Raw genomic sequence first — 19,140 nt, 5'->3', positions numbered from 1 at the left:
GAGCCGTTGGCCCTCCCAGTAAAAAGTGAATAACGCCCAAGGGGATGCACCATGGATACGATATATACGACAATTGGCGAGCAGGCCATTCAAATCAATTGCCATTCGGAAGCGTTAACAAATTGGATAAGCAGGAACTTCCCGGAGACGCCTCCCGGGAAAGCGTCTGCCGATCTCATGATCGAGCTCTATGACGGATATGGGACTCCTTTTGCCGATTATCACGTCGCGATCACCAAGGAGGCGGATACGATCCGTTTCGGCAGGGCTGATTATTTGATCGAGACTGATGCAAGGTATCGCCACGCCATTGTTTCCGTACATAATGACCTGGCACTCAAGCATGCCCTCATGAATTTATACAGCTCTTATGCGGTACGTCATCAGTGGGGATTATTAATTCATTCGTCTTGTGTGATGGATAACGGGAAGGCGTACCTGTTCGCCGGGCATTCGGGGGCGGGCAAATCTACCGCCGCTAAGCTGTCGCATCCCCGGGAGCTTCTCTCGGATGAAGCGACGATTCTCCAGATTACTCCCGAAGGGATCACCGTCCATAACTCTCCTTTCCGCAGTGAGTTGGACACCTCAGATACGATCGCAGCCAGTCCGCTGGCAGGCATATATTTATTGAATCAGGCGATTCAGAATCGCGTTGTTCCTTTCAGCAAATCGAACGGCTTCCTTCAGCTGATGGATAAAGTGTTCCATTGGTCTCACAATGCGGAAGAAACCGGATACGTCCTGCAATTAATGCAGCATCTTGTGAATACAGTTCCCGTGTACGATCTGCATTTTCAGAAAAATAATACATTTTGGGAGTTGATTTCCTCATGACCCGATACCTGCGGATGAACGATTATGAATCGATTCAACTGGATGCGGAATGGATTATTTTGAATACGGACGAATATACCTTAACCAAGTTAAACGGCGTGGGCGGATTCTGCTGGTCGCTGCTCGGTGCGGCGCAAACCGTCAGCTCGCTGAGCGAAGCCGTTCGCCAGGAATACGCCGGCGCGGACGCAACGGTGGAAGAGGATGTTGAAGCGTTCCTCAGCGACATGGTGGCCCGAGGCTTGGTTCAACATGCCGTTTCCTAAGGAATCGATTCAGCTTATTGCTCGCGTCATTCGCAAGCAGGGCTGGATCGAACTGCCGGCACGAGGAACGAGTATGTATCCCTGGATTAAGAAAGGGGATGTATGCCGGTTCGTCGATGCGGAAGCCGCTAACATCAGGAAGGGCGATATCCTTCTCTATCATACGCCGTATGGAAGCATGGTCGCACATCGGTTCTGCCGGCTCGAAACGGGCAAGCAAGATCGCGAGCATCGCTACGTATGCAAGGGGGATAGTAATCTTGCGGCTGACGAACCCATTACGCGGGATCAGCTGCTCGGCAAGATGGTCTGGACGGAACGGAACGGGCGAATTATTCCTGCAACGGGACTGGTCGCTGCGATATGGGGGCGGACGATTCTTGCGGTTCCCCTGTTCTCGCTGTTCGTTAGAATGTACTTAAATCGAAGAGAAAGCAAGCTCGGATAGCTTTCTATGGAGTGACCGTATGATAGGCATGATTCGCAACTGCATAATCGCCGCTAAGGAATATTTAACATTGAAAGAGATTCGGAGAACCTACGCCTTGTTAACCCCTTATATGCTAAGGTACTGGAAGGTGTACACGGGTCTCTTTTTTTTACTGTTTACCGATATCGGGCTCACCTTAGCCTACTCGTGGTTTTTCGGAAATTTGACGGATGCGGCGATTCACAGCGATTTCGTGCGGATGAAGCAGATTATGCCCCTCGGGGTCGGTCTCGTGCTTACCAGCATTGCGTCGGCGTATCTGAATACCGTTCTCGAAACCATTGCGACGAATGCCGTGAAAAGGGATTTCTCCGTTCATTTGTTTAAGCATATGTTGTTATTGTCGGGGAAGCATTTGTCCGCCCATCACTCCGGCGAACTGATGTCTCACTTCGCCAATGACATTCACAGCATGAACGGCGTAGTCGGGAGAAGCCTGCTCGATCTCGTGCGGCTCCCGTTCATTTATCTCGCCGTGTTGATTTACTTGGTGCAGATCAGTTGGAGCCTTGCGCTTCTCTGCGTCCTCATCGCTCCGGTAGCGATGGCGACCGGCGTTATCTTCGGTTTCCTGCTTCGCAACAACGGCAGATTAGTGTACAGCTTGATGGGAACTATCAGCTCGCTGCTTAGTGAAACCTTCCAAGGCCTGCCTGTCATTCGGGCGTATATTATGGAGAAGTCCATTTTCGCTCAATATGTCAATAAGAATCAAGAATTGTATGAACTGGAAATGAGCAATGCCAAGCTGCGGGGCTGGTTCTATGCAGGGGGCCATGCGATCTCCTCGATCACCTTCCTTGTCAGCCTTTGCGTAGGTTCCTACTACGTATCTTTGAGTGCAATTACCGTGGGCTCCTTGCTCACTTTCGTTAACCTGGTTAATCATCTGGTATATCCGATGACAGAGCTTGCCGGACAATGGGCAGGTTTCCAACGATCGGCCGCAGCATTGGAGAGAATCCACAAAGTTCTGGAAGAGCCCCGGGAACAAAAAGGGCTGCCGGAGGCAGTTCCCGCCAAATCGCTGGAGAAATCGATTCGTTTTCACGACATTACGTTCAGCTATGACGGACAACACCACATTTTCGAACAATTCCACTTGCAGATTCCGGCCGGTAAGGTCGTTGCCATAGTCGGCTCGAGCGGTGCGGGGAAAACGACGTTATTCAACCTGCTGTTGGCCTTATACAGACCGCAGACCGGCACCATCTTCCTGGATGACAGCTCCTATGAGGAATTCTCGCCATCCAATCTTAGAAGTCTATTCGCTCATGTTTCGCAAGAAACCTTTCTATTCGGCAGTACGATCAGGGAGAACCTGCTATTGGCGCGGGAGGGCATTACCGATGAGGAAATGATGCGGGCCGCTACCATTGCCAATATCCACACGTTCATCGCTACGCTACCGCATGGCTATGACACCGACATCGGCGAAAGAGGAATTCGGCTGTCCGGCGGCCAGAAACAGCGTATGGCCATTGCGCGGGCCGTGTTAAAGAATGCTCCGATCCTCCTGCTGGATGAGGCTACCTCGGCCCTGGACAATGAGACCGAACAGCAGGTGCAAGAAGCCTTGTACCGATTGATGGAAGGACGTACGACACTTGTGATTGCCCACCGGCTATCGACGGTGCAGCACGCGGATCTTATCCTCGTCATGGATCAGGGCCGTATTGTGCAGAAGGGATGCCATCAAGACTTGATGCGCCAGAATGGCCTTTATCGCAATTTATATCGGAAAGGGTTGCAGAAAGGGGATAAGCTCGTTGATCATCACTTTGATACAAGCGCTGTATGATCCGCGAATTCCTATGCCCCAGGATCAGCAGTTCTATGAACAGGCATGGGAGGATGCCGAGTTTTTCGAGATATCGCCGCAGATATACGGGCTATTGAAGCAGCGGGAGCAGCTTGAGCGTACGCCGTTGTTTTTTCAGGAGCGGCTGCGGCATAAATTTAATAAGGCCGTCTATCAAAACATGTTCATCCGGCATCAAACGCAATTGCTATTGGCAAAGCTTGAAGAAGCGTGCATTGAAACCATTCCGCTCAAGGGGACGCTGTTCGCTGAGAAATATTTCGGTCACCTGGGAGCCAGGTGCACGTCGGATATTGATCTCCTGATTCGCCCGTCCGAGCTGGAGAAGGCCATTCTTTGTGTGAAATCGCTGGGCTATACGATCGAACAAGAGCGAATCTCCGGTCATTTCCATTGGAGCTTCAGCAAACCGATACCCGATTCGGTGATCCCGTTAACGGTTGAGCTGCATTGGGATTTGCTGAAAGAGAACACATCGAATTTAAGAATCGAAGAGTTCTGGGAGCAGGCTGCGCCTTTGGGTGCCTATAGGTACATGAAAGAATTATCGGACTATCATACGTTCTATATGATTTGTTTGCATGGCTGGAGGCATAATCTTAACTCCCTTAAATATTTTCTCGATATCATTCAGATCATTCACCACCTTAACGGCAAGCTGAGCTTCGACCGATTGCAGAGGGACGCCGCTGCTCACCGGACACAGAGGAGGATCGGCCGGACTTTGGCCATTGTGTACGCCTATTTCCCGCATCTGACGAATACGCTGGAGCTGCCCGAGGCATGGAAGGTGCGTCTATGGTGGGAGTACAGTTCGCTAAGGTATAAAAAGCGTTCGCTGCAGGGGTATTTGAATTGGGTTTATTATCATATTTTTGATTATGACAAGGTTCAGCATACGTGCGGAGCGCTGTTGGAATGGCCGTATCGTGCAGCGGATCGGGTGGCGGCAGGCAGAAATAAAAAGCTGCAATAGACAGTTGACAGGCAAGAACTTCGATGGTATTCTGATATTGTTCTCGATAAAGAACAACCTCGAAGCTTTAAAGAAAGCAAAAGTAAACGTAATTTATGTAAACAGTGAATCCTGTCGTTCTTTAACGAGAACGACTGCGCGGGGAATCCCCCTTATCTTGTGGCGTTGCGGAGGAAAGTATGAGTGCCATTACCGGACTAATTCACTTTAATGAAGAACCAGTAGCTTTGGCGCATGGCACCGGCTTGATGGAAGCCCTGCGAAAGTATCCGGCGGATGACGTTCAAGTCTGGTACCAGGAGCGCATCTTTCTCGGCTGCCATGGACAATGGATTACCCCGGAGTCGATCGGCGAGCGGAATCCTTATTATGATTCCGAAAGGCAGCTGGCGATTACCGCAGACGCCATTATCGACAACAGGAATGAATTGTTTGATCTGCTGCAGGTTGAACACGGTCTCCGGCGAACGATGCCTGACAACGTGTTGATCCTGCTGGCCTACGATAAATGGGGGGAAGAGTCCCCGAAGTATTTGATCGGCGATTTCGCTTACATGATTTGGGATGAGAGGAAGCGGCGGTTGTTCGGGGCCCGGGATTTCTCGGGGAGCAGGACGTTGTACTTTCACCAAGCGGGGAACCGGTTTGCGTTTAGCACGACCATCGAGCCTTTGTTCTCGCTACCTTATGTGACGAAGGAGCTTAATGAACAGTGGCTAGCTGAATACCTAGCTATATCCTCTGTGGTTGAAGCGGTAGATGCTTCTATAACGCCTTATCAATACATTGAACAAGTACCTCCATCACATAGTATCTCAATCGCTAGCGGTCAATTAAGGTATACAAGATACTGTACACTTACTGCTGGTGAGCGGTTAAAACTAAAGTCAAACGATGAATATGTCGAAGCCTTTCAGGATGTCTTTCGATCAGCTGTACAATCACGTCTGCGGACTTATCGCGGGGTTGGCGCTCAACTGAGCGGAGGATTAGATTCCGGTTCGGTCGTTAGCTTTGCGGCTAGCTCTCTGAGCAAGGAAGATAGAAGACTGCATACCTTCAGTTATATCCCTCCAAAAGATTTTAAAGATTATACGCCTAGACATTTAATGCCGGATGAAAGGCCTTTTATTCAGTTAACTGTGCAGCATGTGGGAGGAATTAACGCCCACTATCTAGAGCTCGAGGGTAAAAACTCATATTCGGAAATTGATGACTTTCTGGAAATGACGGAGCTTCCTTTTAAATATTTTGAAAATTCATTTTGGATCAAGGGGATATTTGAAAAGGCTCAAGAAGAAGGAATAGGCGTGCTGTTAAGTGGTGCTAGAGGTAACTTAAGCATATCTTGGGGATCCGCTTATGAACATTATGCCCTGCTTCTAAAGAAAATGAAATGGGTTCGTCTTATCCAGGAACTCCATCACTATAGTAATAATATAGGGGGGCCAAGACTACGAAGGCTTCCGGAAGTAGCAAAAATAGCGTTTCCGTTGATCGACCGTATCTTTCCATCCAAGTATAAACCCTATGTTTTTCCTAGATTAATTAATGAGAATTTTGCGAAAAAAACAAATGTTTTCAGCAAATTAAAAGATTATGGAATCGATCATACGGGTTGGTATTCCACTAGTGATCTATATGAGCTAAGAAGAAGACATTTCGAGGAAGAATTCCACTGGAACACAACAAATACTTTAATGACAAAGTTGTCCTTACGCTACTCATTATGGCAGCGTGATCCAACTAACGATTTACGTGTAATTCGTTTCTGCCTATCTGTTCCCGAAGAACAATATGTTCAAAATGGATTGGATCGAGCACTTATAAGGAGATCCACAAAAAAATTGTTGCCAGATAAGGTCAGATTAAATTTGCACTATAGAGGGGTTCAAGGTGCAGATTGGGTTCATCGGATGACTCCATATTGGAATGAATTCAAAAATGAACTGAAATCCCTTAGTAAGGATGATCGAGTCTTAGCCTATATTGACGGAGAAGTGTTAAATGCTGCGTTGGGAAAGGTAGAGGCTGGGGCTATACCGGAGAATGCGACTGATGCAGATTATAAAATTTTAATGCGCAGCTTAATTTTCTATCGCTATCTGAAAAAGTTTGCTTGAAAGGAGGTGATTAGGGATGAAAAAAGAATGGCAAAAACCTGAACTAGAAGTGTTGGATGTAAACCTGACAATGCTTGATCCTAAGAACGGTAATAACCTCGACCATACTTATCCGACAGGGACACCACGTGACCAATTAACTTGGAGTTAAGAATGATTTGTAGATTCTAGCTAGATTGCTTACATATGTTAAAGCCCTTATACATCTTGACCGTATAAGGGCTTTAACATAATCATGGTAATATTGGAGTGAAATAATGTTAGATATTAAACAAAAACTTATTTTTAAAGCTTTCGGCTTAACCATATCCAGCGATATGGATTTGCCGGAATTGATTAAGATGAACGATCAGTTAGAAGTAACGGATATTGAGATCTTAATTGATCCGGAGCTCACTTCATTATTTTTTGAGTTATCCGATAATCCCCAAAAATTTCTGATCAAAGAAAACTTAATTATGTTCCATTTGCCTGAAATAGCAACCTTCTCCATAAAAGAAGGAAGAAGGATTACAGTTTCGCCGATGATAGGTGCAGAAGCTGGTGAAATTCGGCTACTAGTTCTAGGAACATGCATGGGTGCAATCTTAATGCAGAGAGGGATATTTCCGATGCACGGAAGTGCAGTAGCTATCAATGGCAAGGCCTATGCTATTGTTGGAGATTCCGGTGCGGGCAAGTCTACACTCGCATCAGCTTTCTTAAACCAAGGATATGAGCTTCTTAGTGATGATGTGATAGCCGTATCACTCCAAGAGGGAAACAGTCCCTATGTAATCCCATCATACCCTCAACAGAAGCTATGGCAGGACAGCCTCTCTAACTTTGGAATGGAGTGCAGCAATTATCAATCTTTGTATGGAAGAGTGAATAAATATTATGTCCCGGTAGCAGCTCGATACCATCAAGAACCCTTACCGCTTACAGGTGTGATAGAACTAGTAAAGTCGGAGGCGGATACAATAGAAATTCGCCGAATTGAAAAGCTCAGCAGATTTTCTCCTCTTTTCTATCATACGTACCGCAATTTTCTTATCCAGGGTATGGGATTAACGGAGTGGCATTTTAAAACATCCGTTTGCATTTTGCAACATATCAAAATGTTTCAATTAAGCCGGCCGGTATCCGGATTTACGGCTCCTCAGTTAGTATCGACTATCTTGGAAACGTTAAATTTGGGGGAATGAACCATGATTACAAATGGAATGGTGTCAATGAATGATTATGTCGTACAGGTCAAAGGGAACATTGTAAGTGATATGGGTGGAGAAAAGGTCATGCTAAGTATTCAGAACGGAAAGTATTATAATCTCGGGGAAATGGGCGGGATCATCTGGGATTTAGTTGAGGTTCCGATTTCAATTGGACAGTTAATTACAACATTAATGACAGAATACGATGTGGAACAAAGTGAGTGCCAGCGGCAAGTGGTATCCTTTCTAGGACATTTATTAGAAGAAGGGCTAGTTCACTTAGGAGCCGATGTGCATCGTGAATAAAGTTAAAGTATTCCTCTCATTGGATATGAAAACAATGCTTTTATTTATAGAAGCTTATTTTTATTTAGGCTGGGCACGGATTTTACTCTTTTTTCCTTTTGCTAAAGTTGTACCATCTTTAGGTAATCAGATGGAGGAAACAACAGAAGCACGGGTACCTACGAATACAACCACTTTGCGTAAAGTTCATGATGTGATTCAGATTATGAGTCGACATACTTTCTGGGAAAGCAAGTGCTTGGTAAAAGCTATAGCCGCGCTGAAAATGCTTGAAAAGCGAAAAATTGAAAGCACACTATATCTTGGGACTGGTAGGGACGAATCCGGAAAAATGGTGGCTCACGCATGGCTCCGCAGCGGTCCCTACTATATTACCGGTGCCGACGGCATGGAAAGGTACGTAGTGGTTGGTAAATTTGCAAAATTTATTAGTGGGTAAAAAGGAGATTAAAGATGGATAATGATTTCCGTGTGGATTCTGCTCTCTTTTCTAAAGAATTGAATCTATTGCTATCTGTCATAAGAAATGAGCATGAAAAAATAAATGAAGTCGAGTGGGATACGTTTCTTCAGCTAGCAAGACATCATCGGGTATATCCCATTCTGTATACACGTCTTCGTAACTTCGAGCATGGACAGATTCCTTTGGAAGTTATGAATGAACTGAAAAAGGAATATAAGCGCAACACCCTTGATATGTTGCGCTTGAGTGCTATAATGGAAGGCCTGTTTAAAATGCTCTCTAGTTCCAGCATCCGCGCTATTGTTTTGAAGGGACCGGTTCTTGCGGCTGATCTTTATGGCGATATATCACTTCGAACCTCACGCGATTTAGACGTCCTGATTCCAATACAAGATGTGGAACAGGTTGAGGAATTGCTAGAAGCACACGGATATGTCAAGAAAGAGGAATATAAGACCATATTGAATGACTGGAAATGGAGACATCATCATGCTACCTTTACCCACAATGAGCTTGGAGTTACACTCGAGATTCATTGGAGATTAGGTCCTGGTCCAGGGAAAGAACCCAACTTCGATGATCTGTGGGAGCGAAAACGGATAAGCACGATTACAAGTAATCCTGTCTATTATTTAGGGAGAGAGGATTTATTTTTATTTCTTGCTGCGCATGGGGCTCGCCATGGGTGGTCGCGGCTTCGCTGGTTGGCTGATATGGACAGGATTATCCTTCAGGAACTTGATTTCGCACTTCTTTATCGACTACTTAAGAAGTACGATAAGCTTCACATTGGGGCACAAGCACTTATTTTGGCAAAAGGTATTTTCCATACTCCGTTGACAACGGAATTGAGATCTCTAACCGCAGCTAAGCGCGCAAACCGTCTAGCTTATGATGCACTATTTTATATTCGCCAAATGATTAATTTGCACACTCCTCCTTTACCAGAGTATGTGTCCATGTATCATAAACGTCATTTGTTTTCACTGATGTCGACTCAGCAAAAAGTACTCTTCGTATTAAGTTTCTTATATCCATATCCGGAGGATGCCGAGACATTAGCGTTACCCAAACAGCTTCAATTCCTGTATTTTCCTTTAAGACCCTTTCTATGGCTTTGGAGAAAAACAAGAAAGCATAACTTATCACAGGGAGAAGTTTGATGGAACATCTTTACTATTTTATAAAACAGTTGCATGCCTACGCGGGTAAAATTTTGTATGTGAATCTTCTCGGAATGATGCTTATCAGCTTTATTGAAGGAATGGGGATATTCTTATTGCTCCCATTACTCGGAATTAGCGGAATTATGGACATTAACACGGGTTGGAGTTCTCATCTAAGTTTTATTGAACAGTTAAATCAGCTTCCTAAGGCAGTGTCGCTGCTAGTGATCGTGGGCGTATACGTTGTACTTATAACTGGTCAAGGGTTAATCCAGCGAAATCTTAACCTTCGAGATATCAAGATTCATACTGGCTTTATTAATCATGTAAGAGCAGAGACATATAATGCTTTGCTGCAATCAAATTGGAATTTCTTCATTAAGAAAAGGAAATCAGATCTAATCAATTCATTAACTGGGGAACTAGGTAACGTAACTACTGGATCATATGTCTTTTTGCAGTTCCTGACATCCATTATATTTACATTGATCCAAGTTGGGATTGCATTGTGGTTATCCGTTAAATTAACAATCTTTGTCATATGTTGCGGACTGGTCATATCGTTCTTTTCGCGAACTTTTATTAAAAGAGCCAATAAGATTGGAGCTCAGTCGTTAGAGATTGGACGAAATTATATTGGAGGAATCACAGATCATTTCAATGGGATTAAAGATATCAAAAGTAATATGTTGGAGGAATCTCGTCGCAACTGGCTGATAAACTGGTGCCAACAGTTCGCTCGGGAACGATTCGAGGGCGCTAAAGTAAGCGCAAATTCGCAGCTATACTACAAAATATCATCATCATTGATCATTGCCTTTTTTATTTACGCGTCCGTTATGCTCTTTCATACACAAGGTCAACAGTTAATGTTGATCATTCTCGTATTTTTTAGACTGTGGCCACGGTTTCAAGGCATTCAGTCGAGTCTGGAACAAATCGCTATGGCCATACCTGCTTTTAAATCGTTAAAAGAGTTGCAGCACGAATGCAAGTTAGCCAGGGAAATTAAAGATGAAAGTCACGACCATCAACAAGCGAAGCCGATGAATATTGAGAAATACCTCGAGTGTCGTGATGTATCTTTTCGTTATAATCGCAATGATGAAATCTGTTCCCTTCAGGATATTAACTTGAGAATTCACTCTAAACAAATGACAGCAATCGTCGGCCGCTCAGGAGCGGGGAAGAGCACTTTAATCGATATCCTGATGGGACTGCTTCAGCCAGAGAAGGGGCAAGTTCTGGTGGACGGTGCTCCTCTTACAGGATTGAATTTGCTAGCCCTGAGAAAATCGATCAGCTATGTGCCCCAAGACCCCTTCCTTTTCAACGGAAGTATAAGAGACAATTTGCTGATGATTAATCCGAATGCAACGGAGCTACAAATCTGGGAAGCACTAGATTTCGCTGCATCAGCTGAATTCGTCAGCAAGCTTCCACAGGGGCTAGATACGCTGATTGGGGATCGAGGAGTCCGTTTGTCCGGTGGAGAAAGACAGAGGCTTGTATTGGCACGGGCGATATTGCGTAAGCCTTCAATTCTGATTCTGGATGAGGCAACCAGTTCATTAGATACGGAAAATGAGGCAAAGATTCAAGAAGCACTTGACCGACTGCATGGAAACATGACAATAGTTGTAATTGCCCACAGATTGTCAACCATACGAAATGCCGATCAGGTCATTGTATTAGATCAAGGAAGAATTGTTCAAGAAGGTGGGTTCAGCCAACTAGCTGGGGAAATAGGAGGATTATTCTCCAACCTATTAGGGAACCAGTTGAACGATTTTACAGTCATAGTCGCAACAAAAACTTAAGGAACGAATTCATTGACATGTTCTTTATAAAGAACTACAATTAAAATGAGACATATGAATAGCGGGATAAGTTAAAAATACCCATAAATATCTATGTCCCATTGTTCACTATAATGAACGTTTGACTTGTCGGATATATACGGAGGCGAATACGATCCTTGAATAACAAGAACTTCAAAATTCCAAAAGTTATCCATTACTGTTGGTTTGGTGGAAATGAACATCCGGATATCGTTAAGAAATGTATTGAAAGCTGGAAATCGAATTGTGCCGAGTATGAAATCATCGAATGGAACGAGCATAACTTTGATGTTCATTGTAACGCATATGTAAGGGAAGCTTACAAAGCCAAAAAGTTTGCCTTCGTGAGCGATTACGTAAGAGTATATGCTCTTTATCATCATGGCGGCATATATTTGGATACAGATGTTGAACTATTCAAACCTTTTGATGATTTGCTGCATCATGAATCATTCTGGGGATTTGAGCAGGGAAATTATATTGCAACAAGTACGATCGGCGCCGCGAAGGGGAATAAGCTTATCGAAACCTTCTTGGCCTCGTATAAGGATATTACCTTTATTAAAGAGGATGGGACTTACAACGATCTGACTAATGTAGCCTTGCTTACTCAACTCTTACAGAATAAAGGGCTCCAATTAAATGGCGAGTATCAAGTAATTGACGGTGATGCGGTATTTTATCCTCAAACTTACTTCTCACCATATGATTATATTAACTGCCGTAAATTCATCTCAGATAACACCTACGCGATGCATCATTTCTACAAAAGCTGGCTGCCGCCGGCTGTAAGATTTAAAGGTAATATCAAGAAGACCCTGGCCAAAATTATTGGTGGCAATAATATTGCAAGGCTAAGGGCTCTTTTACCAAAATAGCTGGAGGAACTGATTAATGACTCTTCATGTTGTGTACTCAAGCGATAACAATTATGCGCAGCATGTAGGCGTATCGATGGTATCGCTATTTGAAAATAACAAAGAATTCGATCACATCCATGTTTATTTAATTCAAAATGCAGTATCACTGGATAACAAAAGTAAGCTGGAAGAAGTTTGCAAGAAGTACAAGCGAACAATTACTTTCATTGGATTTGACGAAATATCGGCAAAGTTAAACCTAAATATAGGTAACACAATTTCGTTAAATGCTTATGCTCGATTGTTTTTGACAAGCGCTTTAGAAAACACTATCGATAAAATTATCTATTTCGATTGTGACTCCATCATAAATGGTTCACTCCATGAGCTATGGCATACGGACATAAGCGATCATTATGTAGCCGGTGTCTGCGACACAGTGAGCGACAATACCAAAATTAAAATTAACATGCATATAGATCGCCAATACATCAATTCTGGCATGCTACTGATTAATCTTAAAAAGTGGAGAGAAGATGAGATAGAACGAAGATTCATTGAATTTATCAGTGCTCACCACGGGCAAGTATTTCATCACGATCAAGGGACCATTAATGGTGTACTGAATGATAAGTTTGTTATCCTTCATCCAAAATACAACGCCATGACGACATACTTCACAATGAGTAGAAATGAAATCATTCAGTATTACGGATTAAGGTACTACTACAGTGAGGCTGAGTTAGTTGAAGCGGTTAACAATCCCGTTTTTATACACTATACGCCTGCCTTTGTCAATCGCCCCTGGATTAAAGGTTGCAAGCATCCTTTAGCAGCACGCTATCATGATTACTTGAAGATAAGTCCATGGAAGGAAAGTGAACTTGGTGAGGATAAAAGAAAAGTGGGAGAGAAGTTTGTAGCGTATCTATATAATCACTTTCCGTTTCCGGTGGCTCGCGGGATCTGTAATCTCATATTTAAATAAAGATGCTTATATCAGGAGATGTGTTTGAAGTATGAAGAAAAAAATATTGATAAGCATGTATTCGTTGCATATTGGCGGAGCTGAAAGAAGTCTAATCGGTTTGTTGGAGAGTTTCGATTACCAAAAGTATGAGGTTGATCTGTTTCTATATCGACACGAAGGGGAGTTCTTGCAGTTTATACCAAAAGAAGTGAACTTGTTGCCAGCTATTAATGAGTATACAACGTTTGAAAGACCAGTGAAAGATATTATTAAAGAAGGCCACATATTTCTAGGTGGAGCTCGTGTTCTGGCTAAAATTAAAGCTGCCATTAAAAATAAAGGCGCGCATAAAGAACAAAGAACCTACAAACAAATGCAATATTCTTGGCATTACTCGATGCCTAAATTACCAAAGTTAAAAAAGCATTATGACGTAGCGATCAGCTTTCTGGGACCTCATAATTTTATTCTTGATAAAGTAAATGCAAATATCAAATTCGGCTGGAACCATACAGATTATTTTGCAATTGTTAATCCTGATATGGATTTAGACGAAAAAATGTGGAATAGACTGGATTTTATTGTTAATGTGTCGAGTGACTGTGAAGAATCATTCCTGAAGGTATTTCCGAAACTTAACAGTAAGGTGATTGTGCTTGAGAATATCATTTCTTCTACCTTTGTACACAAACAGTCCAATGAGAATATATCAGGTGAAATGCCTGAAGATGGTTCAATCAGAATTTGTTCTGTAGGTAGATTCTCCAATCAAAAAGGCTTTGATATGGCTGTTCTAGCGTGTAAAAGGTTAGTTGAATTGGGTTACAACATTACTTGGTATATCATCGGATATGGTACAGAGGAAGAACAAATTAGGCAGATGATCCATGAGAATAATCTTGAAAAAAGATTTATTTTACTTGGTAAAAAAATAAACCCTTATCCGTACATCAAAAATTGTAATATTTACTGCCAACCCTCAAGATATGAAGGCAAAGCCGTAACCGTTAGAGAGGCACAAATACTAGCTAAGCCTGTTATAATAACAAATTTCCCCACCTCAAGTAGTCAACTTGAAGATGGAGTAGATGGTCATATTTGCGAGCTATCAATAGAAGGAATCGTAGAAGGGTTAGAAAAACTGATAAATGACGCCGAGTTTCAAATCCACTTTTCTGAAAATTGTAAAAAAAGGGATTACAGTAACGCAAGTGAAGTTCAAAAGCTATATAACTTAATAAGTTGATTTCGAACATAGGGTGGAGGTTCTAATGTCCCCAAAAGTAAGTGTTATAGTACCGGTTTATAACTGTGAGAAGTACATATCTAATTGCTTGGAGAGCATAATCAGCCAAACTTATTCCAACATCGAAATTATATTGGTTAATGATGGTTCAACCGATGGTAGTGAAAACCTAATAAAAAAATACTTGGACATCGATAAGAGGATTTTTTATTGCTATCAAGATAATAGTGGTCCCTCTACAGCCCGTAATAAGGGCATTTCCAGTGCTAGCGGGGAGTATTTAGTATTTGTTGATTCCGACGATACGATAGATAAGTTGTATATTGAACATATGTTGGATAACATGTTGGTCTCCCAGGCTGACTTGGTGTGTTGTGGTTATAAGGATATTTCAATTTACGGAGTATTGAACTGCACAGATTTTTACTTTACGAGCAGTGATTCTAAACACAATTTTATGGAAATGGTTTGTGAAGGTACGGGAGGCGTATTATGGGGAAAGATTTATAAAGCAGAGATCATCAAGAAAAATAACCTCCAGATGGACAAAAATATCTTCATGTCTGAAGATTTAGTTTTTGTCCTCCAATACGCTACATATTGTAGCTCCTTCGTTGCCATACGTGAGTATTTGTATCATTACAATAGACTTAACCAGAATAGCATTAGTTCTAATATATCAGTAAGTTATTTGAAGAATTATATTTTAGTGTGTAAACATATGGAAAACATATTCCGCACTGTTAATATGACGGAACATCGAATAAATCAGATTGTTACAAAAAGAATCCAAGATGTTGTAATAAATTTAGTGGAGCAGCAAAGTATCAATCTTAAATTAATTGGAATTAAAAAAGCGATTAATAATGTCAAGCAGCTTGTTACAGCACAGTACATTGAAGAGTATAAGAATAATTTTGAAACAAACAGTACTTGGTATAAACCATATATCTATTTAGTTAAAAATGATCTTGTCAGGACCAGCATAGTATATGGCGTTCTATTAAATGCGTTAAGAAACTTTAAGAAGAAATTCACTAGAAGGGAGGTACAGAAAATATGAATAAAAAGAAGCTTCTCTTTGTTATTGACTCATTAACCATCGGGGGAGCAGAGAAAAGTTTATTGTCTTTATTAAACATGATAGATGCAACTAAGTTTTCTATTGATTTATTGTTATTTAAACAAGGTCTCGATCTCGAAAAATATGTCCCGAACCATATCAACATTTTACCCGTTCCAGAATATTTCAGGTATCTAAATAAAGAGCAAGTTTCCGTTAGGAAGAAGCCGGTATATCTCTTTTATCGAATTCGAACATCCGTCAATTTAAGACTGAATCAATATAAAAGTACCCCGATCCACAGCGAACAAGTCGTATACAGATCTAGTGGAAAAGTCATCCTGCCAACTTCACCCAAAACGTACGACATAGCTATCGCATACAGTCAAGGTATGCCCACATACTTTGTTGCTAATAAAGTAACAGCGTTAAAAAAATTAGCTTGGATTAATACGGACTATGTCAATACACTCTATGACAAAGAAATTGACTATGAATCATACAAAAGGATCAACAAGATAATTGCTGTATCACAACATACAAGAGACTCTGTTTCGAAGATTCGAGAAGAGTATAAAAATAAAGTTCAAACCATATTAGATATAGTTAACCCGGAGATAATTAACCAGATGGCTGAGGAACATAAGGTTGAGGACTTCAATAAATCGATAACCAATATACTCACTGTAGGGAGACTTGCATCTGCCAAGTCCTATGATAAGGCCATAGAGACAGCGAGATTATTAAAGCAGCACGGGTATTCCTTCAAATGGTATGTTATAGGAGAAGGCCCCGAGAGGAATAAACTGGAAGAGTTAATTGCCAAATATCAGTTAGAAAACAATTTTATTTTACTGGGGAAAAAAGTGAATCCCTACCCTTATATGAAGAATTGTGATTTATATGTACAAACGTCCATCAAGGAAGGTTTTGGACTTACGGTCTGTGAAGCAAAAATACTCAAAAGACCCATTGTATGTACCGATTTCCCGACTGCTAAAGAGATTATAACCAACAACAAAGATGGTCTTATTGTCCAACATGATGTTAACAGCATATTTTCAGGAATCAGACAATATTTAGATGATGACACGTTTAAAGACAAAATCGTAAGAAATCTCGCTGCTGACAAGCTATATAGTTCCGTGAATCAGCTGGATAAGTTCTATGAACTTATAGAAAAATAAATGGAGTTTGGGGATATAGATGATGAAAATATTCGTGGATATTTATTTAGCATTTAATCTGGGGGACGATTTGTTTTTAGATATTCTTGCAAAAAAGTATCCTAACTGTGATTTCACTGTTAATCACTTAGGGGGCAATTATGACCAATTTATTTCACAATATAATAATGTTAGGCGCAGGGAATATACGTTATTGGATAAAATTAGCCGGAGGCTTAAGTTTTCAGATCCAATTACCTCTTACGATAAAATAGCGAGTGAACATGAAGCGCTTATCTTTATTGGGGGGTCCATCTTTAGAGAAGAACAGTATCATGAAGCATTGTACCAAGATAGAATGAAAATGGTTTTAGAGTTTAAAAAATTGAATAAGCCCGTTTTTATTCTTGGTGCGAACTTCGGCCCTTTCGAAACTGAACAATTTTATAATGATTACAAAGAGCTCTTTAAAATTTGTGATGATGTTTGTTTCAGGGATTTATACTCCTATGAATTATTTAGAGCACTACCTCAAGTTCGTTACGCTCCAGATATCGTCTTTCAAATGAATGTAGATGAGTATAAGGCCACCTCAACGAGAGAAGTCATTGGATTTTCCATCATAAATGTGAGACATAAACAAGGGTTATCAAAATATTATGATGATTATATGACAAGTACAACAAAATCAATAGAGTTAATGGTAAGCAAAGGATATGAGTGCTGCTTAATGTCCTTTTGCGAAAGAGAAGGGGATTTAGAAACAATTGAAGCAATAAAATCATTACTGCCTAATGAAACACTGCGAAGGGTAACAATATATGAATATAAAGGGAATTTGAAAGAGGCTATTCAGTTGATGGCTTCTTGTAAACTGTTTATTGCCGCAAGATTTCATGCAAACATATTAGCCCTTTTATTGGGTGTTGGGGTTATGCCGATTATTTATAGCTCCAAAACAACGAATATGCTTAAAGACATCAATTTCGATGGCTATTTAATAAACATGGAAGAGATTCAGCTGCAGTATGATGAGCAGCATGTAAATAGATCCTTCCGAAATAAAGCAAACTTAGCTCAGGTTTCAATTAAAGCAAAGAATCAATTTGAACGACTAACCCATTTTATAAATGCCGTATAACGCTGGAGGCACATGAAAAAGAAACTTATTTTTATGATGATAAATATGAATGTAGGCGGTACTGAAAAAGCATTACTTAATATGATCGAAGCTATTCCAAAGGAACAGTTCGACATAACCATATTGATGCTAGAAAAGTATGGCGGTTTTCTAAATTCAATACCCCAAGAGGTGCACATTGAGTATTTAGAGGGGTATAAGGAAATGAAAGAAGTACTTAACAATCCGCCTCAGAGAACGGCTCTTGGCCTATTGAGGCAGGGAAGAGTAGTAAGGGCAATTAACATTATGTTCTTACATTTAATCTGTAAGTTAATAAAAAACAGAAAATTTTTCTTTAATTATGTACTAAAGAATCATTCGCTAATTAATGATCAGTTCGATGCCGCGGTAGCTTATGCAGGTCCTATGGAGTTCATAAGCTTCTTTGTCTTACATAAGATTAAAGCTAAAAAGAAAATTCAATGGGTTCATTTCGATGTTACGAAGATTGGATTTAATCCCCAGTATGAGTCTGCATCTTACAAGAAATTCGATCAGATCTGCGTTGTATCCAATGAGGGTAGGAACAAATTGATTCAGTTAATCCCTGAATTGAAAGATAAAACAGAGGTATTCTCAAACATAGTCTCATCTGAGTTAATCCATCGTTTGGCGGATGAGGGACCTGGATTTAAAGACAATTTTAATGGCTTAAGAATTTTAACGGTTGGCAGATTAACATCCGAAAAGGGCCATGATTTAGCTATTCGGGTCATGTCCAAGTTGGTTCAAAATGGGTATAAGGTCAAGTGGTATTGCGTTGGGGAAGGCAGCTCTAGAAAGAGGTATGAGGAGTTAGTTAAGGAATACAGCATACAGGATAATTTTATTTTTCTAGGCTCTGATCCAAATCCATACCCTTATATGAAGCAATGTGATATATACGTCCAGCCATCGAGGCATGAAGGATTTTGTATAACACTAGCTGAGGCCAGGTGTTTGAAGAAACCAATTGTGACAACTAATTTTACCGGTGCGAAGGAGCAGATCAGAGACGGGGAAACTGGACTCATCGTTGGCGTTGATGAGAATGAACTGTATGAAGGGATTGTTAAATTGATTAACGATAACGAATTATGCGATAGGTTCAATAGAAATCTTGGTATGATAAAAATTAACCATCAAATGGAAAGCGATAAGTTATATAAGCTTCTTAGCGTGTAATGATA

General features: G+C 41.3%; 19 protein-coding genes. All 19 read left to right on the top strand.

Annotated elements, in window-relative coordinates:
* Window positions 1–51 precede the first annotated feature (51 nt).
* The 19 genes from PUT07_RS05760 (at window position 52) to PUT07_RS05670 (ending at window position 19,135) form a co-directional block, all read left to right on the top strand.
* Window positions 52–837: a hypothetical protein gene (locus PUT07_RS05760; protein ID WP_274466870.1), complete on the top strand. Its 786-nt coding sequence runs from the start codon at window positions 52–54 to the stop codon at window positions 835–837.
* A complete protein-coding gene (locus PUT07_RS05755) occupies window positions 834–1,103 on the top strand; it encodes a PqqD family protein (RefSeq protein ID WP_274466869.1) in 270 nt (89 codons plus the stop codon). Before PUT07_RS05760 ends, PUT07_RS05755 begins: the two co-directional genes overlap by 4 nt.
* Window positions 1,042–1,551, top strand: a complete 510-nt coding sequence (locus tag PUT07_RS05750; protein ID WP_274466867.1) for a signal peptidase I — start codon at window positions 1,042–1,044, stop codon at window positions 1,549–1,551. Before PUT07_RS05755 ends, PUT07_RS05750 begins: the two co-directional genes overlap by 62 nt.
* A gap of 19 nt (window positions 1,552–1,570) precedes the next feature.
* On the top strand, window positions 1,571–3,394 hold the full coding sequence (locus tag PUT07_RS05745; protein WP_274466866.1) for an ABC transporter ATP-binding protein: 1,824 nt from the start codon (window positions 1,571–1,573) through the stop codon (window positions 3,392–3,394).
* The gene (locus tag PUT07_RS05740) at window positions 3,363–4,391 is read left to right on the top strand and encodes a nucleotidyltransferase family protein (protein ID WP_274466865.1); all 1,029 of its coding nucleotides are present in this window, start codon (window positions 3,363–3,365) and stop codon (window positions 4,389–4,391) included. The genes PUT07_RS05745 and PUT07_RS05740 overlap by 32 nt, the downstream gene beginning before the upstream one ends.
* 179 nt (window positions 4,392–4,570) lie before the next feature.
* A complete protein-coding gene (locus PUT07_RS05735) occupies window positions 4,571–6,514 on the top strand; it encodes a lasso peptide isopeptide bond-forming cyclase (protein WP_274466863.1) in 1,944 nt (647 codons plus the stop codon).
* A 16-nt stretch (window positions 6,515–6,530) separates the two neighbouring features.
* A complete protein-coding gene (locus PUT07_RS05730; RefSeq protein WP_274466862.1) occupies window positions 6,531–6,665 on the top strand; it encodes a paeninodin family lasso peptide in 135 nt (44 codons plus the stop codon).
* Window positions 6,666–6,771: 106 nt separating this feature from the next.
* Complete coding sequence (locus PUT07_RS05725) at window positions 6,772–7,701, top strand: aldolase (protein WP_274466861.1); 930 nt, start codon at window positions 6,772–6,774, stop codon at window positions 7,699–7,701.
* Between the two features lie 3 nt (window positions 7,702–7,704).
* Window positions 7,705–8,013, top strand: a complete 309-nt coding sequence (locus PUT07_RS05720) for a lasso peptide biosynthesis PqqD family chaperone (RefSeq protein ID WP_274466860.1) — start codon at window positions 7,705–7,707, stop codon at window positions 8,011–8,013.
* Complete coding sequence (locus PUT07_RS05715; RefSeq protein WP_274466858.1) at window positions 7,997–8,452, top strand: lasso peptide biosynthesis B2 protein; 456 nt, start codon at window positions 7,997–7,999, stop codon at window positions 8,450–8,452. The genes PUT07_RS05720 and PUT07_RS05715 overlap by 17 nt, the downstream gene beginning before the upstream one ends.
* Window positions 8,453–8,466: 14 nt before the next feature.
* Window positions 8,467–9,639: a nucleotidyltransferase domain-containing protein gene (locus tag PUT07_RS05710; RefSeq protein ID WP_274466857.1), complete on the top strand. Its 1,173-nt coding sequence runs from the start codon at window positions 8,467–8,469 to the stop codon at window positions 9,637–9,639.
* Window positions 9,639–11,462, top strand: a complete 1,824-nt coding sequence (locus PUT07_RS05705; protein WP_274466856.1) for an ABC transporter ATP-binding protein — start codon at window positions 9,639–9,641, stop codon at window positions 11,460–11,462. Before PUT07_RS05710 ends, PUT07_RS05705 begins: the two co-directional genes overlap by 1 nt.
* Window positions 11,463–11,620: 158 nt before the next feature.
* Window positions 11,621–12,361, top strand: coding sequence for a glycosyltransferase family 32 protein (locus tag PUT07_RS05700; RefSeq protein ID WP_274466855.1), 741 nt, complete (start codon window positions 11,621–11,623; stop codon window positions 12,359–12,361).
* 16 nt (window positions 12,362–12,377) lie between these two features.
* The gene (locus PUT07_RS05695; RefSeq protein WP_274466854.1) at window positions 12,378–13,331 is read left to right on the top strand and encodes a glycosyltransferase family 8 protein; all 954 of its coding nucleotides are present in this window, start codon (window positions 12,378–12,380) and stop codon (window positions 13,329–13,331) included.
* A gap of 31 nt (window positions 13,332–13,362) precedes the next feature.
* Window positions 13,363–14,559 carry a glycosyltransferase gene (locus PUT07_RS05690; RefSeq protein WP_274466852.1) on the top strand — a complete coding sequence of 399 codons (1,197 nt, stop codon included), beginning with the start codon at window positions 13,363–13,365 and terminating at the stop codon, window positions 14,557–14,559.
* A 25-nt stretch (window positions 14,560–14,584) separates the two neighbouring features.
* The gene (locus PUT07_RS05685) at window positions 14,585–15,622 is read left to right on the top strand and encodes a glycosyltransferase family 2 protein (RefSeq protein WP_274466851.1); all 1,038 of its coding nucleotides are present in this window, start codon (window positions 14,585–14,587) and stop codon (window positions 15,620–15,622) included.
* Window positions 15,619–16,809 (top strand): glycosyltransferase, encoded by a 1,191-nt coding sequence (locus PUT07_RS05680; protein ID WP_274466848.1) that lies wholly within the window; start codon window positions 15,619–15,621, stop codon window positions 16,807–16,809. The genes PUT07_RS05685 and PUT07_RS05680 overlap by 4 nt, the downstream gene beginning before the upstream one ends.
* 19 nt (window positions 16,810–16,828) lie before the next feature.
* Complete coding sequence (locus tag PUT07_RS05675) at window positions 16,829–17,929, top strand: polysaccharide pyruvyl transferase family protein (RefSeq protein WP_274466847.1); 1,101 nt, start codon at window positions 16,829–16,831, stop codon at window positions 17,927–17,929.
* A 12-nt stretch (window positions 17,930–17,941) separates the two neighbouring features.
* Window positions 17,942–19,135 carry a glycosyltransferase gene (locus PUT07_RS05670; protein ID WP_274466845.1) on the top strand — a complete coding sequence of 398 codons (1,194 nt, stop codon included), beginning with the start codon at window positions 17,942–17,944 and terminating at the stop codon, window positions 19,133–19,135.
* Window positions 19,136–19,140: the final 5 nt, after the last annotated feature.

This window comes from Paenibacillus sp. MAHUQ-63 (genome assembly GCF_028765165.1).
In the GTDB taxonomy this organism is placed as follows: Bacteria; Bacillota; Bacilli; order Paenibacillales; family NBRC-103111; genus Paenibacillus_E.
The sequence above is the reverse complement of the archived record's forward strand: the minus strand, read 5'-3'. Positions and strand labels throughout refer to the sequence as shown.

Excerpts from the sequence above, each read along its gene's own strand:
- PUT07_RS05745 (WP_274466866.1), top strand. The coding sequence starts at position 1,571 with ATGATAGGCATGATTCGCAACTGCATAATCGCCGCTAAGGAATATTTA.
- PUT07_RS05760 (WP_274466870.1), top strand. The coding sequence starts at position 52 with ATGGATACGATATATACGACAATTGGCGAGCAGGCCATTCAAATCAAT.
- PUT07_RS05670 (WP_274466845.1), top strand. The coding sequence starts at position 17,942 with ATGAAAAAGAAACTTATTTTTATGATGATAAATATGAATGTAGGCGGT.
- PUT07_RS05690 (WP_274466852.1), top strand. The coding sequence starts at position 13,363 with ATGAAGAAAAAAATATTGATAAGCATGTATTCGTTGCATATTGGCGGA.
- PUT07_RS05675 (WP_274466847.1), top strand. The coding sequence starts at position 16,829 with ATGATGAAAATATTCGTGGATATTTATTTAGCATTTAATCTGGGGGAC.
- PUT07_RS05735 (WP_274466863.1), top strand. The coding sequence starts at position 4,571 with ATGAGTGCCATTACCGGACTAATTCACTTTAATGAAGAACCAGTAGCT.
- PUT07_RS05730 (WP_274466862.1), top strand. The coding sequence starts at position 6,531 with ATGAAAAAAGAATGGCAAAAACCTGAACTAGAAGTGTTGGATGTAAAC.
- PUT07_RS05750 (WP_274466867.1), top strand. The coding sequence starts at position 1,042 with ATGTTGAAGCGTTCCTCAGCGACATGGTGGCCCGAGGCTTGGTTCAAC.
- PUT07_RS05685 (WP_274466851.1), top strand. The coding sequence starts at position 14,585 with ATGTCCCCAAAAGTAAGTGTTATAGTACCGGTTTATAACTGTGAGAAG.
- PUT07_RS05755 (WP_274466869.1), top strand. The coding sequence starts at position 834 with ATGACCCGATACCTGCGGATGAACGATTATGAATCGATTCAACTGGAT.
- PUT07_RS05680 (WP_274466848.1), top strand. The coding sequence starts at position 15,619 with ATGAATAAAAAGAAGCTTCTCTTTGTTATTGACTCATTAACCATCGGG.
- PUT07_RS05705 (WP_274466856.1), top strand. The coding sequence starts at position 9,639 with ATGGAACATCTTTACTATTTTATAAAACAGTTGCATGCCTACGCGGGT.
- PUT07_RS05695 (WP_274466854.1), top strand. The coding sequence starts at position 12,378 with ATGACTCTTCATGTTGTGTACTCAAGCGATAACAATTATGCGCAGCAT.
- PUT07_RS05710 (WP_274466857.1), top strand. The coding sequence starts at position 8,467 with ATGGATAATGATTTCCGTGTGGATTCTGCTCTCTTTTCTAAAGAATTG.
- PUT07_RS05725 (WP_274466861.1), top strand. The coding sequence starts at position 6,772 with ATGTTAGATATTAAACAAAAACTTATTTTTAAAGCTTTCGGCTTAACC.
- PUT07_RS05720 (WP_274466860.1), top strand. The coding sequence starts at position 7,705 with ATGATTACAAATGGAATGGTGTCAATGAATGATTATGTCGTACAGGTC.
- PUT07_RS05715 (WP_274466858.1), top strand. The coding sequence starts at position 7,997 with ATGTGCATCGTGAATAAAGTTAAAGTATTCCTCTCATTGGATATGAAA.